The sequence below is a fragment of the Corallococcus sp. AB049A genome, assembly GCF_003668885.1.
GTDB lineage: Bacteria > Myxococcota > Myxococcia > Myxococcales > Myxococcaceae > Corallococcus > Corallococcus interemptor.
Genome location: NZ_RAWL01000008.1, coordinates 1 through 16,043 on the forward strand (window position 1 = coordinate 1; position 16,043 = coordinate 16,043).

The following is a 16,043-nucleotide window of genomic DNA, read 5'->3' on the forward strand; positions in this document are numbered from 1 at the left end:
ACGTCGAACGCTCCCGCCCCCGGCAGCGCCGTCGCGCTCCCCACCTCCAACCGCACCACTTCCTCCAGCCCCGTCAGCTTCACCCGCTCCCGACCCACCCGCACCTGGTTCGGCGTGATGTTCACGCCGAGGATGCTCGCGGGCTTGAACTCCTCCGCCCACAGCAGGTCCTGATCCGCGTACCCGAAGCCGCAGTCCAACACCGCGTCCCCGGGCCCCAGGTTCGCCGTCCTCGCCAGGAGGCGCGCCATCTCCGCCTGCGCGGAGCGGAAGAGCTCTCCCACGCGCTCCACGTTGGTGTCGTCCACGCGCTCCACGTGCTTCCAGTAGCCCAGGTTGATCCAGAAGGGCTCCCGGCCCGTCGTCACCTGGATGTCCTGGGGCGTGGGCATCCCCGCCACCCAGGCTCCCGTCTCCTTCGTGTAGAAGCGCTCCGGGTCCGCCAGGAACGCACTCTTCAGCCGCGTCGCCAGCTGCCTCACGTTGAGCATCCCATGCCTCCTTGGCCTTCCTACCGAGGGCCTCGACCCTAGCCCTTGTCACGTCGATTCCGGGCCTGGCCAACTTGTCGGTTTTCACTGGTGAAAGGAGAGGGGATGCCCGGCTGCTGTCCCGGGGGGCGTCTTGCCCGGCGTGTCATCCGCGCTCCATGATGAGCGCTCTTTTCCGCCATGCGCCGAAACTTCCGTCCCGTCCTCCCGACACCGGGTCTCCTTCCGGCGTTCATCCTGCTGTGTCTGTCGTTGGGCGCCGGGTCCGCGCGCGCAGCGCCGTCCGCCTTGCCCTTCCAGGTCGGGCCTCCCGCCGCATGGGTGAAGCCGCTCCCCATTCCCGCGGACCCCGGCCCCATGTCCGCGGGGGAAGAGGAGACCAGCGTCCTGCGCCTGCTGAACGAGGAACAGGTTCGCGTGTCTGGCCATTCGCGCGTGCAGTACCGGCACTCGGCCCGGAAGGTCCTGTCTCCGCAGGGCATCGACCGCGTCACGGACATCCAGATCCACTTCGACCCGTCCTACGAGACGCTCACCGTCCACGGCATCTGGCGCATCCGCGAGGGCCGCCGCGAGGACGTCTTCCAGCCCGCCGGCGCCCGCGTCATCCAGCAGGAGAGCGAACTCCAGAACCGCCTCTACAACGGCACCCTCTCCGTGGTGCCCTTCCTGCGCGACGTGCGCGTCGGCGACACCGTGGAGGTCGCGTACTCGCTCGAAGGCGCCAACCCTGTCTTCGGCGGGCGCTTCTCCGACGTCGTCTCCGTGGGCCAGCCGTACCCCGTGGTCCACTTCGCCTACCGGCTGCTGTGGCCGGAAGGCCGCCCGCTCTTCATCCGGGAGTTCGCCGAGCCGGGCGTGAAGCACTCGGAGTCGGTGACGAACGGCGAGCGCGAAATCGTCCTGGAGCGCCGCGACGTGCCCGCCGTCCGCTCCGAGGACAAGGTCCCCAGCTGGCAGCACGTCTACCCCTGGATCCAGCTCAGCGAATACAAGGACTGGAACGAGGTCGCGCGCTGGGCCTCGACGCTCTTCCAGGTTCCCGCGAACTCGAAGGCGCTGGAGCAGGAGATGGCCCGGCTCGCGAAGGAGCCCACCCCCGAGGCGCGCTTCTTCGCCGCGCTGCGCTTCGTCCAGGACGAGGTGCGTTACCTGGGCATCGAGATGGGCCCCAACTCCCACCAGCCGCATGCACCCGACGAGGTGCTGGAGCGCCGCTTCGGCGACTGCAAGGACAAGTCGTTCCTGCTGGTGACGCTCCTCAAGGGGCTGGGCATCGACGCGCAGCCAGTGCTTGTGGACACCGAGACCCGCCAGGGCCTGGATGAATGGCTCCCCACCGCCATCGCGTTCGACCACGCCATCGTCCACGCCACCGTGGCCGGCCGCGAGCTGTGGGTGGATCCCACCGCGACGCTGGAGCGCGGCGGGCTCGACAGCTACGAGCCGCCTCCCTACGCCCGGGCCCTCATCGTCGCCCCGGATACCAAGGCCCTCACCGTCATCCCCTCGCCAGCCCTGGCGGAGCCCTCCGTCTTCGTGGACGAGACCTACGTCGCGCAGGACCGCGACGGGCCGACGACGCTGGAGGTCGTCACCACGCGCACGGGCGAGTCCGCCAACTCCATGCGCCGCATGCTCGCGGGCGTGTCCGTGGCGGAGCTGTCCCGCTACTACGTCAACTACTACGCCAAGACGGACGCGAAGCTGGCCGTCGTGAAGCCCATGACGGTGGACGACGACCCGGTGAAGAACGTGCTCGTCCTGCGCGAGCACTACCGCATCGACGGCTTCTGGTCCTCCAAGGGCGAGCGCGACTTCAGCGCCCACTCCCTCCACCAGTACCTCTCCGAGCCCGGCTTCTCCCGCCGCGCCTTCCCGCTGGAGGTGGAGCACCCCGTCTTCGCCCGCCACCGCATCACGTTCCAGTCGGACGAGCCCCTGAACATCACCTCCGAGCATGAGCTCGTCGAAGGTCCCGCCTTCCACTTCGAGTCCGACACCCGCGCCGACGGGAAGACCCTGGTGCTGGACTACCGCTACCGCAGCGTCGCGGATTCCGTGCCGCCGGAGCGCATCGCGGAGCACCTGAAGGCGGTGCACGACGCGGAGGAGCAGGGCGGCTATGGCCTCCGGCTCCGCGGAGGCAGCGCCCGGCTCCAGCGGTCCGCGCCGCCCTCCACGGAAGGGGGCCTGGCCCTCCTGGGCGTCATCGCCGGCTGCGCCTTCCTCTGGTTCATCATCTCGCAGGGCACCCCCGCGGAGCTCTGGCGCAAGGGCCGCGCCTGGGGCCGCCGCCGCGCCTTCGCGCGCAAGTTCGACGGCGACTCCCAGGGCGACAGCGCGGGCTCCGCCATCCCCGTCGCCAACGCCCACGAACTGCTGGCCACGATCAGCCGCCTGCGCTGCGCCTGTGGGACCAGCAGCGAGTGCGAATGGGAGGCGCTCCGCCACGAGGCCGTCATCCTGGGCGAGCGCCACCTCACCCTGGTGCAGTGGCAGTGCCCCGCGTGCGCCCGCGCCCGCCGCGCCTACTTCGAGGACAAGGGCACGACGCGCGCCGCCTGAGACTACTGGCAGATGCCCGGGCAGTCCGCGCTGCCGCCGGGCTGGCACGTGTCGGTCGGATCATCCACGCAGGTGTTCCCCGACACGTTGCCCGCGCAGCCGCCGAAGAGCCCGCCGCAGCACTCGACCCAGCCCTCCGGCACGTCGCACGGCGTCGGAAAGGACTTGCACGTCTCGGTGGTGGACCGCGCGAACACCACCACCTGCGGACACGTGCGCGGCCCTTCTTCGCCGTCACCCAGGCAGCCCGTCAGACCCAGCACCGACATCAGCCCCAGCCTCATCCATGCACGCATGGCGTGCATCAGGGCAGGGGAGACGCGCGCTAGTCCAGTCCCCGCTCCCACAGGTCGTCTTCATCCAGACCCATCAGGTGACCCACCTCGTGCATCACCGTGATGCCGATCTGTTCGATCAGCTCCTCGCGGGTGCGCGCGAAGCGCTCCAGGTTCTTCTGGTACAGCACGATGGCGGGCGGGAAGTGATCCGCCGCGTCCATCACGCTGCGCTCGCCCACGGGCGTGCCCCGGAACACGCCCAGGATGCACGGCGACAGCGGCGGCTGCTGACCCAGCAGGTCCTCGTCCGAGGGCAGGTCCTCCACCGCCAGCGTCACGTTGTCCATGTACTGCTTCACCTGCGAGGGCAGGGCGCGCATCGCGTCCTCCACCGCGCGGTCGAACGCGGCCTCCTCCAGCGCCACCGGCGGCGGCAGCTCCTCCGGGGCCAGCGCCTGCGCCCGCGCGAAGCGCTTCTTCGCCTCCTTCGCGTCCTTGCGCCGCTCCGCGATGAGCCCCAGGTAGTGGTGCGCCCACGCCTCGTCCGGCGCGTCCTTCAGCACCCGCTCGAAGGCCTCCTGCGCGGGCTGGAAGCGGCAGAGCTCGAACAGCGCGATGCCCCGCTCCAGCTGCGCGTCCGGCGAGCGCGGCATGTGCGTCAGCGCCTGGTCCAGGCTCTTGAGCGCGGACTCGCACTCACCCAGCTGGTTGAGCCCCATGCCCTCCAGGAGGAGGAACTCGTAGACGAGCTCCACGTCGTCGGCCTTCTGCGCCAATTTGCGCCCGCGGCCGCACCACTCCAGGCCCTCTTCCACGGCCTCGCGGTCCTCACCGGTGCGGCAGACGAGGAACTCCGCTGCGCCAAAAAGAATCTCCAGGTCTTCCGGGGCTCGCTTCAGGGCGGCGCCGTAGGCCTTGCCGGCGTCCTCCAGGCGGCCCACCTCCACCAGCGCGGCGGCCCGGTAGTGCAGGGCTTCTGGTGAGTCCGGAACGTCCCGGAGCAGGGCGTCGGCGCTGGCGAGCGCGGCCTCGAAATCCCTCGCCTCGAAGGCGTCCGCCACCCCGTCCAGCCGCGCGTCCACGTCCCGCGCCTCCCCTTGGTTCGCCATGCGCTTCGCCATACGGGCCGGCAGCTAAGAAGCCGCCCTTCGCGTTGTCAACGACCGGCGTCGCTGTTACCTTCCAGCGCCCCGTTTTGGCCCGAACCCCGTGAACATCCTGGTCGTCGACGACGATTACGAGCTGTGCACCATGCTCTCTCGCTACCTGGAGATGCATGGCTACACCGTGTTCTCGGCGTCGGACGCGCTCCAGGCGCTGGACATCATGGAGCGTCATCCCGTGGGGCTGGTCATCACCGACTACCTGATGCCCCACCTGGACGGCATCCACTTCACGGAGATGCTGAAGGCGGACCCCCGCTTCCAGAACATCTCCGTCCTGATGATGACCGCCAGCACGGACGCCAACATCTCCGACCGCGGCCTGCGCAAGGGTGTCGCCATCACCCTGCAGAAGCCCCTGGACATGGGGCAACTGCTCAACCTCGTGCGCTTCGCGGAGTAGGGCCTTCCTGGAGGCCCCGGGCCCCCCGTCCGGGCGGGCTGGAAGGCGTCCTCAGGCCCACACGCCTGCCCCTTTCCGTTGACATCGTCGATGCGGCCCTTATGTTGGCGCTCGACATGGCCGAGTGCTAACGGCCACCCCCATTCGCAGTAGATTCCCCAGGTATTTCAGGAGGTTACGATGGCAGCGAAGGAAATCTTCTTCCACCAGTCCGCGCGCGATTCCATCCTGCGCGGTGTCCGGATTCTCGCGGACGCGGTCGCGGTGACGCTCGGTCCCAAGGGCCGCAACGTGGTCATCGAGAAGAGCTTCGGCTCGCCCACCATCACCAAGGACGGCGTCACCGTCGCCAAGGAGATCGATCTCGAGAACCGCTTCGAGAACATGGGCGCGCAGATGGTGAAGGAGGTCGCGTCCAAGACCTCCGACAAGGCCGGCGACGGCACCACGACGGCGACCGTGCTCGCGCGCGCCATCTATGAGGAGGGCCTGAAGCTGGTGGCCGCCGGCCACAGCCCCATGGACCTCAAGCGCGGCATCGACAAGGCGGTGGAGGTGGTGGTTGCGGAGCTGAAGAAGCTCTCCAAGCCCACGTCCGACAAGCAGGCCATCGCGCAGGTGGGCACCATCTCCGCGAACGGTGACGAGACCATCGGCACCATCATCGCGGACGCGATGGAGAAGGTGGGCAAGGAGGGCGTCATCACCGTCGAGGAGGCCAAGGGCCTGGAGACGACGCTCGACGTGGTGGAGGGCATGCAGTTCGACCGCGGCTACGTGTCGCCGTACTTCGTCACGAACCGCGACCGCATGGAGGTCGTCCACGAGGACCCCTACATCCTCATCAGCGAGAAGAAGGTCTCGTCGATGCAGGACATGATCCCCTTGCTGGAGCAGGTGGCGCGCGCGGGCAAGCCGCTGCTCATCATCGCGGACGACATCGAGGGCGAGGCCCTGGCCACCCTGGTGGTGAACAAGATCCGCGGCGTGCTGAACGTGGCCGCGGTGAAGGCGCCGGGCTTCGGTGACCGCCGCAAGGAGATGCTCAAGGACATCGCCACGCTGACGGGCGGCATGGTGGTGAGCGAGGAGCTGGGTCACAAGTACGAGAACCTGACGCTCAACGACCTGGGCCGCGCCAAGCGCATCACGGTGGACAAGGACAACACCACCATCGTGGACGGTGCCGGCCAGAAGGCGGACATCGAGGGCCGCATCAAGCTCATCCGCACCCAGATCGAGACGGTCACCAGCGACTACGACCGCGAGAAGCTCCAGGAGCGCATGGCGAAGCTCGTGGGCGGCGTGGCGGTCATCAACGTCGGCGCGGCGACCGAAGTGGAGATGAAGGAGAAGAAGGCCCGCGTGGAGGACGCGCTGCACGCGACCCGCGCGGCCGTCGAAGAGGGCATCGTCCCCGGCGGCGGCGTGGCCTACATCCGCAGCCTCAAGGCGCTGGACGGCCTGAAGCTGGGCGGCGAGCAGGACTTCGGCGTGGACATCATCCGCAAGGCGCTGCAGGAGCCCCTGCGCAAGATCTCCAGCAACGCCGGCGTCGAGGGCGCCGTCGTCATCAACAAGGTCAAGGACGGCACCGGCGCGTTCGGCTTCAACGCCCGCACGGAGACCTACGAGGACCTGGAGAAGGCCGGCGTCATCGACCCGACGAAGGTCGAGCGCACCGCGCTGCAGAACGCCGCCTCCGTGGCGTCCCTGCTGCTCACCACCGAGGCGATGATCGCCGAGCGCCCGAAGAAGAAGGCCAAGGGCGGCGCGGGCGGCGGCGCCATGCCGGAGTACGGCGGCGACGACATGGACTACTGAGCCGGCGTGACGGCTCGGTAGCACCGTAGGGTTTCTTCCGGCCCCGTGGGCCTCGCGAGAGCGGGGCACCCGGGGCCGGAGTCTTTTTCAGGAAGCGGCCTTCTTGAAGGCCAGGCCCAGCTCACGGCTGAGGGCCGTGGTGTCGGAGAGCAGCTTGGGCAGGCACGCGGCGGCCCCGGCGCGCAGCGACGCCAGCGCCGTCTCCATGGTGAGGTGCTCCGCCAGGACGACGAAGGGCGCGCCCTGGCTCAGGCCCCGGGCCAGCTCCAGCGCCTTCTTGCCGTAGGCCGGCGCGAAGTCCCACGACACCACCACGCCCACGGGCGGCTCCATCGCGGCCGCCTCCGCGCTCGCGACGATGCGCGCCTCCAGGCCCAGCAGGGTCAGCGCCTCCGAGATCAGCCGCGCGGTGGCCGGGTTGTCCTCCAGCACGTCCACCCGGCGCATGGCGGCGCTGGGGGCCGGAGCGGGCGGCGCGGCCGGCGTGTACAGCGCCTGCCGCAACAACGCGCGCACCTGGCGGATGTCGTCGAAAGGCTTGAGCAGGTAGTCCACCACGCCCAGCTGCAGCGCCTGCTGCGTCGTCACCAGCGAGGGGTAGCCCGTCATCAGGATGACGCGCGAGGCGGGGTCCAGCCTGCGCGCGTGCTGGGCCAGCTCCAGGCCGGATATCCCAGGCAGGTTCTTGTCCGTGACGATGAGGTCCACGGGCGACGCACGCAGGATCTCGAGCGCGGCCTCGCCCGTGGCCGCTTCGATGACTTCACACTCCTTGTCCATCAGGTCCTTGAAGACCATCCGGATGATGCCCTCGTCGTCCACCACCAAGAGGCGCTTGCGCGGCGGTCGGGGCGCGTCCGTGGGCGGGAAGAGCACGCGGAACACCGTGGCGGGCGGCGGCACCTCGCGCAGCGTCGTGGGCGGCACCAGGGCAATCTGCGCGTGGTGCTCCTGCGCGATGCGGCGACAGACGGCGAGCCCCAGGCCCGTGCCGCGTTTGCTGGCGGAGACGTAGGGCTCGAAGATGCGCGTCTTGAGCTCGTCCGGAATGCCCGGGCCCCAGTCGGACACGTAGAGGGCCGCGGACGCGCCCTCGCGCGCGAGCGTCACCTTCACTCGGCCCCGGCCAGACATGGCGTCGCGCGCGTTGTTGAGCAGGTTGAGCGTGAGCTGCTCAATCAGCCGCGCGTTGCCCTGGATGGTGAGGTCCTCGGGGGCCTCCACCTCCAGCGAGATGCGCGCCGAGTCCGGGTTGACGCTGAACACCTTCGCCGCCGCCCAGATGGGCGCGGCCAGGGACAGCCGCTGCTGCGGGGCCGGCCGCTCGCTGGCCAGGCGGATGAAGTCGGAGACGATCTGCTCCATCCGCTCCACCTGCGCGAGCAGCAGCTTCAACGGACCGCTGGAGCCGCCTTCCTCCGCGAGCAATTGGGCGTAGGCCTTGGCGCCCAGGAGCGGCTGGCGCAGCTCGTGGAGGACCTCCGCGGCGACCTGGTGGGTGTGGGCGTTGGCACGCTGCAGGGCCACGGCCGCGAGCCGGGCCTTGTCCAGGTCCCCCGCGTCCAGGGCCTGGAGCAGCTGCGCGAGCGGCGAGGGGGTCTCCATGCGCGGGAGCATGGCGGAGGCGGGTGTTCACACGCAACGCACCCCCGGCGGGATTCGGTTGACCCCGCCCGCGAGCGAACGGATGCTCGCGACCGCCCTCCAGCCGGGCCTGACGGGACGCATGTTGCCCGCTCGCCTGCTGGGGACTCTCCCTGTCGCAGAGGCCCCCATGCCGCAGACGAACCCGTTCCACTCGCTGGTGCCCCGGAAGCTGACGGACTCCGAACTGGCCCGCTCCATCCGGCTCAACATCGAGGCGGAGCTGGACGCCATCAACCTCTACGCCGCGCACCTGGACGCGACGGACAACGAGGAGGCGAAGGCCATCCTGCGCCACGTCATGGACGAGGAGCGCGAGCACGCCGCCCTGTTCTGGCAGCTCATCGCCCGGTTGGATCCGGAGCAGGCCCAGCACGACCGCGAGGCGTCCCAGAAGTACCGCCTCATCACCACCGGCGCGTCCCACGAAGAGGTGGAGGCGGTCAGCGAGGGCGGTGGCGGCGAGCCCGCGGAGGTGGAGCTGCCCAAGCGCCTCACCGTGGGCAGCCTGCGCAAGTAGCGCGCTTCAGCCCTGGCCCTGCGCCGGCGGTGGGTTCTGCCGGCGCTCGGCGGGGGTGGCCTCCAGGTCCTGCGCCGCCATGTAGACGACGTTCCGGGTGCCCCGCTTGCCCCGGTACATGGCGCGGTCGGACAGGTCCAGCAGGTGGTCCTTGTCCTGGGCGTGCTCCGGGAAGCTGGCCACGCCGATGCAGGTGGTGAGCTTGAGCGCCAGCCCCTCGCGGCCCAGGAACTGATGGGTCTCCATGGTGCGGCGGATGCGCTCGGCGACCTTCAGGGCTCCGCCGGAGTCCGTGCCGCGCAGGAGCACCACGTATTCGTCGCCGCCGAAGCGCGCCACCACGTCCGGATCGCGCACGCAGCCCTTGAGCACGCGCGCGGCCTCCACCAGCACGCGCGAGCCCACCAGGTGCCCGTGCGTGTCGTTGATGGCCTTGAAGCGGTCCAGGTCCAGGAACAGCAGGGAGAAGGGCCGCTCCGTCTGCAGGGCCTCGTTCACCTCGCGGTCCAGCACCAGGTGCAGGTAGCGCGTGTTGAACAGGCGGGTGAGGTCGTCGACGTAGGCCAGGTCCTCCACGGCGGCGAAGCGGCCCAGGTTGCGCAGGGCCAGCGCCCAGTTGCGCACGAGGAAGCCCACCGTCTCCGGGTGGTGCTCCGGGGGCGCGCCGTCGTGGAAGAGCACCGCGTGGCCCAGCACCAGGTCGCCGTCCACGGCGGGGAAGGAGAGGGTGCGCGGCCAGGGCACCTGCAGGCCGTCCAGCGCCTGGGCCGTGCGCGAGCCCGCGAGCCGTTCGATGAGCTGGGGAACCAGCGCCTCGTGCAGGTCCACCGGCAGCCCGCGCATGCCGTGCGAGCGGAAGCCGGTGCCGGTGGGGTCGCGCTCCAGGAGCATCACCGCGGAGGCGTTGGCCATGGACTCCAGCGCGTCGGAGGTGGCCACGGCCAGCCGTTCGCGGTCGAGCGTGGTGGCGATGCGCTGGCCCGCCTCCAGCAGCGCGACGTGCTGTCGCAGGGACGCGTTCTCACGCATCAGGTCGCGCGTGGTGAGCGCGCGGCGCAGCGCGTGCTCCAGGGCCTCCGGCGCCACGGGCTTGACCAGGTACTCCGCCGCGCCGCTCTTGATGGCGCGCACCGCGGGGGCGACCTTGTCCAGGCCGGTGATGACCAGCACCTCCACGCCGGGGTAGCGCTCGCGCACGTGACGCAAGACTTCCATGCCGTCGCCGCCGGGGAGGATGAGGTCGGTCACCACCGCGTCGAAGCGCTGCGCGGAGAGGGCGGCCTTCGCGTCCGCCACGGTGGCCACTGCCGTGACGAAGTGGCCCGCGGCCGTGAGGTAGTCGCCGTACAGGTTGCGAGCGATCTTTTCGTCGTCGACGAGGAGCAGGCGCGCCATGACTTGTTCAGGGCTTAGCACCCAACGCTGGAAGGCTGCTAGGGTCCCAACCCGTGCCCTTTGAAAGCGGACGGCGGCTCTGCCTGCTGGTGGAGGCCGGTGAGACGCGCTACGCGGTGGAGGCCACGTCCGTCATCGAGGTCGCGATGCCGGGCGCACGCGGCGCGAGCCTGCGTGGCGTACTCGAGGTGAAGGATCTCTCCTCGCTGCTCGGCGGCCCGCCCGAGGACGTGCCGGGCATGGTGGTGGTGCTGGACGTCAGCCCCACGCTCGCGGTGCGGGTGCGCTCGGTGGTGGAGGTCGCGGACGTCGCGAGGGATCCGTTCTTCCTCCTGCCTCCGGGGCTGGCGGACTCGCTGGCGCCCCTGAGCCGGGGCGCGGTGCTGCACAAGGACCGGCTGTACCTGGAGCTCATCGTGGAGGCGCTGCCGCACCGGGCGGGCCCCCGCGCGGCCCCGCCGGAGCTCCGGCCCGTGCACTGGGCGGACGCGCCCCCGGAGCGGGCGCTGGTGCTGGAGTCACAGGGGGTGCTCTTCGGCGTCCCCCTGGGTTCGGTCTCCCAGGTGGTGCCCCGGGGCGAGGCCTTCAGCGTGCTCCCGGTGCAGAGCGGGCCGGTGGCGGGCGTCTATCCGCACGCGCAGGCGCTCTGGCCCATCTGTTCGGTCCCGGCGCTTCTGGGGGCGCCAGCCCGGGTGGAGGAGCTGTTCGTCCTCACGGAGCTCGCCGGCCGGAACGTGGGGCTGGCGGCCACCCGGGTGCTTGGCGTGCTGCAGAAATTCAAGCCGGCCGAGCTGCCCGGAACGTTCCGGGCACCGGGGCTGCCGGATCCGGTGATGTTACTGGACCTGCAGCGCATGTTTTCTTGATCGGCCCAAAGCGCGAATCCTAAGCTTCTCCGATTGACACAGGGCGTGCAGGCAGGCTTGCTCGCCCGAAATCTCAAACGAATTCAGGGGGGTATGCGCCCCCCGAGGCCGGAGCCGATGCCCAAGAATCTACTGATCGCCGACGACTCGCTCACCATCCGCAAGGTGATCGGGATGATCTTCGCGACGGAAGACTTCCAGGTGACCGCGGTGGACAACGGGCTGGACGCCATCTCCCGCACGCGCGAGCTGCGTCCGGACGTGGTGCTCGCGGACGTGATGATGCCGGGCAAGAGCGGCTACGAGGTCTGCGAGGCCCTCAAGAGCGACCCCGCCACGCAGGCCATCCCGGTGCTGCTGCTCGCCGGCACCTTCGAGGCGTTCGACGAGAACCGCGCGAAGGCCGCCCGGGCGGATGACCACATCACCAAGCCCTTCGAGAGCCAGATCCTCCTGGACAAGGTGAAGGCCCTGGTGGGCCAGAAGTCCAACACCATGCCCGCGTCCGCCGCGACGCGCGTGCTGCCCCAGACCGCCGCTCCAGTGGCCCCGGCCGCTGCGCCGCCCGCCGCCGCCGCGCCTCCGGGTGCGCGTCCCGCGGGTGCGCCGCCTCCGGGCGCGGTTCCGCCGGGTGCGCGTCCTCCGGGGCCGGGCGTGCCGCCTCCGGGCGCGCGTCCTCCGGGCGCCGGTGTTCCTCCGCCTCCGGGCGCCGCGCGTCCGCTGCCGGGCGCCGTTCCGCCGGGTGCACGTCCCGCGGGTGCGCCGCCTCCGGGCGCCATGCCGCCGGGTGCGCGTCCTCCTCCGGGTGCCATGCCGCCGGGCGCGCGTCCTCCGGGTGCGCCGCCTCCGGGCGCCATGCCGCCGGGTGCGCGTCCTCCTCCGGGTGCCGTGCCTCCGGGCGCGCGTCCTCCGGGTGCGCCGCCTCCGGGCATGGCCGCGCGTCCTCCGGGCCCTGGCGCTCCGAACATTCCGGGGGGCTTCCCGCGTCCTCCGGGCGCCGCGGCGCTGCCGTCCGCGCCCCCGCCCGCCGCGGTGCCTCCGGCGGCCCGTGCCCGGGATCCGTTCGGCCTGGGCGCCCCGTCCGCTCCGCCCGCCGCCCAGGCGCGCACGGAGAGCATCCGCATCGAGGACTCGCTGCCCGAGCCCAGCGGCGCGGAGGAGATTTCGCTGGACCTTGGCGGGCCCCCGGCGCCGGCCGCCACGCCCGCGCAGCAGGCCCGTCCGTCCGCGGATGGCGGCGAGGCGCTGCTTCGCGAGGCGCTGTCCAAGGCCTCCCGCGAGGTCATCGAGAAGATTGCCTGGGAGGTCGTCCCGCAGCTGGCGGAGACCATCATCCGGCAGGAGCTGGAGCGGCTCATCAAGGACCGCGAGACCCAGCATTGATTCGCAGTCCCCCCTGATTCCCCGCCGGCCCCGTCGGGGGCCGGCCGCTTGCAATGACTGACACGACTGAACTGTCCAAGGCCTACGAGCCCTCCGAGGTGGAGGCGCGGTGGTACAACCACTGGCTGGAGCGTGACTACTTCCGCGCCGAAGCCCCTTCCTCCAAGCCGCCGTTCAGCATCGTGCTGCCGCCGCCCAACGTGACGGGCAGCCTGCACATCGGCCACGCGCTCACCGCGACCATCCAGGACATCCTCACGCGCTGGAAGCGGATGAGCGGCTTCAACGCGCTCTGGCTGCCGGGCACGGACCACGCGGGCATCGCCACGCAGATGGTCGTGGAGAAGGAGCTCAAGAAGACGGAAGGCAAGAGCCGCCACGACTTGGGCCGCGAGGCGTTCCTGGAGCGCGTCTGGACGTGGAAGGGCAAGTTCGGCGCGCGCATCGGCGAGCAGCACCGCTACCTGGGCGCGTCGCTGGACTGGAGCCGCGAGCGCTTCACCATGGACGAGCAGTCCTCGGCCGCGGTGCGCGAGGTGTTCGTCCGGCTGTACGAAGAGGGCCTGATGTACCGGGCCCAGAAGCTGATCAACTGGTGCCCGTCCTGCCGCACGGCCCTCTCCGACCTGGAAGTGGAGCACGAGGAGAAGAACGGCTCGCTCTGGCACATCCGCTACCCGGTGAAGGACAGCGACCGGACGCTCACCGTGGCCACGACGCGCCCGGAGACGCTGCTGGGCGACACCGCCGTCGCCGTGCACCCGGAGGATCCGCGCTACCTGGGCCTCGTGGGCCGCAGCGTGCGCCTGCCGCTCACCGACCGCGAGATCCCCATCATCGCGGACGCGGAGCTGGTGAACATGGAGTTCGGCACCGGCGTGGTGAAGGTCACGCCCGCGCACGACTTCAACGACTACCAGACGGGCCTGCGTCACAAGCTGCCGATGCTGTCCATCCTGGACGAAGCGGCGCGGATGACGAAGGACACCGGCAAGTACGCGGGCCTGGATCGCGCGGAGGCGCGCAAGCAGGTGCTGGCGGACCTGACGGAGCAGGGCCTGCTGGAGAAGGAGGAGCCGCACAAGCTGAGCGTGGGCACCTGCCAGCGCTGCGCCACGGTGGTGGAGCCGCGCCTGTCTCCGCAGTGGTTCATCAAGATTGAACCGCTGGCGAAGCCGGCCATCCAGGCCGTGGAGGAGGGCCGCACGAAGTTCGTCCCCGAGTCCTGGACGAACACGTACTTCCACTGGATGAACAACATCCACGACTGGTGCGTGAGCCGCCAGCTGTGGTGGGGCCACCAGATCCCCGCGTGGTACTGCACGGCGTGCACGCCCGCGGAGGAGCGCTCCAAGGACACGGCGGACGTCATCGTTTCGCGCACGCCGCCGGAGTCCTGCCCCAAGTGCGGCGGCAAGGACCTGACGCAGGATCCGGACGTGCTGGACACCTGGTTCTCGTCCGCGCTGTGGCCGTTCTCCACGCTGGGCTGGCCGCGCGAGACGGCGGACCTCAAGACCTTCTACCCGACGTCCGTGATGGAGACGGGCCACGACATCATCTTCTTCTGGGTCGCCCGGATGATGATGATGGGCCTGCACTTCATGGGGGATGTGCCCTTCCGCACCGTGTACCTGCACGCGATGGTGCGCGACGAGAAGGGCGAGAAGATGTCCAAGACGAAGGGGAACGTCATCGACCCCCTGGACGTCATCTTGGGCGCGAAGGCGGACGCGCTGCAGCCTTCGCTGCGCAACCGCTTCCCGCAGGGCATGCCCGCGCACGGCGCGGACGCGCTGCGCTTCACGCTGGCGTCGCTCACGCAGCAGGGGCGTGACATCAAGCTGTCCATGGATCGCCTGGGTGGCTACAAGGCGTTCTGCAACAAGCTGTGGAACGCCAGCCGCTTCGCCCTGATGAACATGGGCGACTTCAGCCTGGACAAGACGCCGCTGGAGGGCCGCAAGCTCACGCTGGCGGATCGGTGGATCCTCTCCCGGCTGCAGAAGGCCACGGAGTCCACGCGTGCGTCGCTGGAGGCGTTCGGCTTCGCGGAGGCGGCGTCCACGCTGTACCAGTTCCTGTGGGCGGAGTTCTGCGACTGGTACATCGAGCTGGCGAAGGGCTCGCTGTACGGCGACGACGCGGAGGCCAAGGACACCACGCGCGCGGTGCTGGTGACGTGCCTGGACCGCATCCTGCGGCTGATGCACCCGTTCATGCCGTTCATCACCGAGGAGATCTGGCAGAAGCTGCCGATGTCCCGGCCCACGGAGAGCATCTGCATCGCGGCGTACCCGGAGCCGGAGGCGGCGCGGGTGGACGCGGCCGCGGAAGGCGAGATGGCGCCGGTCATCGCGGCCATCGAGGGCGTGCGCACGCTGCGCGGCGAGAGCAACCTGTCGCCGGCCGCCAAGGTGAAGGCGGTGGTGCAGAGCCCGGACGCGACGACGCGCGATCTGTTGGAGCGCTGGCGTGCGTACCTGATGCCGCTCGCGGGCCTGTCCGAGGTGGTGGTGGGCCCCCCGGGCGCCAAGCCTCCGCAGGCGGCGGCGTTCGTGAGCGGCAACCTGGAGATCTACGTGCCCCTGGCGGGCCTGGTGGACCTGGACGCGGAGCGCGACCGCCTCAAGAAGGAGATCGCCCGCTCCGAGCAGGAGCTCGCCAGTCTGCAGCGCAAGCTGGACAACCCCAACTTCGTGGCCCGTGCTCCGCCGGACGTGGTGGAGAAGGACAAGGCCCGGGTGGCGGAGCTCCAGGAGCGCACGGTCAAGCTGCAGGATCACCTCCAGCGCATCGCCCCGGAGCCCCCCATGTCCGAGACGCCGTCACCGTTACCGGGCAGCACCGAGTCCGAAGCCCCTGAAGCGTCCGAGTCCCCCGCGCCTGAAACTGCACAGGTGAAGGTGGCCACCGAGCCGCGGGCACCGAAGGACGAAGGGGTGAACCTGGGCCAGGAGCTGAAGGGCGAGATCGAGGCGGAAGAGGCCTCGCAGGCGCCCCAGGCGGCGGATCCGGTGGTGGAGGAGGCGCTCAACAAGCTGCGCGAGGGCACCAAGGAAGGGCTGTCCCCGGCGGACCACCACGACCTGGGCGTCGCGTACATGAGCATGGGCCTCGTGGACGACGCGATGCGCGAGTTCGACCGGGCCAAGGAGGGTGGCGACACCCGCGAGGCGCCCGAGGGCTCGGCGAAGCCGGTGAAGAAGGCTTCCACGAAGCGGGCTCCGGCGAAGAAGGCCCCTGCGAAGAAGGCTCCGGCGAAGAAGGCTCCGGCGAAGAAGGCTTCGGCCAAGAAGGCGGCGGGGAAGAAGGGCGCCGCGAAGAAGGCCCCGGCGAAGAAGGCTTCCGCGAAGAAGGCAGCGGGCAAGAAGACGGCCGCGAAGAAGGCGGCGGTGAAGAAGGCCCCGGCGAAGAAGGCCTCCGCGAAGAAGGCGGCGGGCAAGAAGACGGCCGCGGCGAAGAAGACCACTCGGGGCAAGCCGGCGCGCAAGGCGCGCCGGTAGGA

12 protein-coding genes are annotated in these 16,043 nt (G+C 70.3%); 7 read left to right on the forward strand and 5 right to left on the reverse strand.

Annotated features, from left to right (window positions below; genetic code table 11):
- A partial coding sequence (locus tag D7X55_RS01700; RefSeq protein WP_199746831.1) for a cyclopropane-fatty-acyl-phospholipid synthase family protein occupies positions 1 to 491 on the reverse strand: 491 nt, incomplete at its 3' end.
- Between the two features lie 357 nt (positions 492 to 848).
- Between D7X55_RS01700 and D7X55_RS01705 the strand changes: the two genes are divergently transcribed.
- Positions 849 to 3,059, forward strand: a complete 2,211-nt coding sequence (locus D7X55_RS01705) for a DUF3857 domain-containing transglutaminase family protein (protein WP_158626296.1) — start codon at positions 849 to 851, stop codon at positions 3,057 to 3,059.
- 2 nt (positions 3,060 to 3,061) lie between these two features.
- Here D7X55_RS01705 and D7X55_RS01710 read toward each other — a convergent pair whose 3' ends face one another.
- Together D7X55_RS01710 and D7X55_RS01715 are read right to left on the reverse strand one after the other, a co-directional pair.
- Positions 3,062 to 3,328, reverse strand: coding sequence for a hypothetical protein (locus D7X55_RS01710; RefSeq protein ID WP_233609473.1), 267 nt, complete (start codon positions 3,326 to 3,328; stop codon positions 3,062 to 3,064).
- A gap of 56 nt (positions 3,329 to 3,384) precedes the next feature.
- Positions 3,385 to 4,446, reverse strand: coding sequence for a metallopeptidase family protein (locus D7X55_RS01715; RefSeq protein WP_233609474.1), 1,062 nt, complete (start codon positions 4,444 to 4,446; stop codon positions 3,385 to 3,387).
- Positions 4,447 to 4,546: 100 nt separating this feature from the next.
- Here D7X55_RS01715 and D7X55_RS01720 point away from each other — a divergent pair, with 100 nt between their 5' ends.
- Positions 4,547 to 4,903 (forward strand): response regulator, encoded by a 357-nt coding sequence (locus D7X55_RS01720; RefSeq protein WP_120546639.1) that lies wholly within the window; start codon positions 4,547 to 4,549, stop codon positions 4,901 to 4,903.
- Positions 4,904 to 5,083: 180 nt separating this feature from the next.
- The gene (groL, locus tag D7X55_RS01725; RefSeq protein WP_120546638.1) at positions 5,084 to 6,727 is read left to right on the forward strand and encodes a chaperonin GroEL; all 1,644 of its coding nucleotides are present in this window, start codon (positions 5,084 to 5,086) and stop codon (positions 6,725 to 6,727) included.
- An 87-nt stretch (positions 6,728 to 6,814) separates the two neighbouring features.
- Here the strand turns inward: groL and sinK are convergent, their stop codons facing one another.
- Positions 6,815 to 8,332, reverse strand: coding sequence for a hybrid histidine protein kinase/response regulator SinK (sinK, locus tag D7X55_RS01730; RefSeq protein ID WP_158626297.1), 1,518 nt, complete (start codon positions 8,330 to 8,332; stop codon positions 6,815 to 6,817).
- 169 nt (positions 8,333 to 8,501) lie between these two features.
- On the opposite strand from sinK, the gene D7X55_RS01735 reads away from it, so the two are divergent.
- Positions 8,502 to 8,891, forward strand: a complete 390-nt coding sequence (locus D7X55_RS01735) for a demethoxyubiquinone hydroxylase family protein (RefSeq protein WP_121722020.1) — start codon at positions 8,502 to 8,504, stop codon at positions 8,889 to 8,891.
- A gap of 6 nt (positions 8,892 to 8,897) precedes the next feature.
- On the opposite strand, the gene D7X55_RS01740 is transcribed toward D7X55_RS01735, so the two are convergent.
- Positions 8,898 to 10,286 carry a diguanylate cyclase gene (locus tag D7X55_RS01740; protein ID WP_121722021.1) on the reverse strand — a complete coding sequence of 463 codons (1,389 nt, stop codon included), beginning with the start codon at positions 10,284 to 10,286 and terminating at the stop codon, positions 8,898 to 8,900.
- Between the two features lie 53 nt (positions 10,287 to 10,339).
- Here D7X55_RS01740 and D7X55_RS01745 point away from each other — a divergent pair, with 53 nt between their 5' ends.
- The 3 genes from D7X55_RS01745 (at position 10,340) to D7X55_RS01755 (ending at position 16,041) form a co-directional block, all read left to right on the forward strand.
- The gene (locus tag D7X55_RS01745; protein WP_121722022.1) at positions 10,340 to 11,152 is read left to right on the forward strand and encodes a chemotaxis protein CheW; all 813 of its coding nucleotides are present in this window, start codon (positions 10,340 to 10,342) and stop codon (positions 11,150 to 11,152) included.
- A 117-nt stretch (positions 11,153 to 11,269) separates the two neighbouring features.
- Complete coding sequence (locus D7X55_RS01750; protein ID WP_120546633.1) at positions 11,270 to 12,535, forward strand: PleD family two-component system response regulator; 1,266 nt, start codon at positions 11,270 to 11,272, stop codon at positions 12,533 to 12,535.
- A 53-nt stretch (positions 12,536 to 12,588) separates the two neighbouring features.
- On the forward strand, positions 12,589 to 16,041 hold the full coding sequence (locus D7X55_RS01755) for a valine--tRNA ligase (RefSeq protein ID WP_121722023.1): 3,453 nt from the start codon (positions 12,589 to 12,591) through the stop codon (positions 16,039 to 16,041).
- The last annotated feature ends 2 nt before the right edge of the window (positions 16,042 to 16,043 follow it).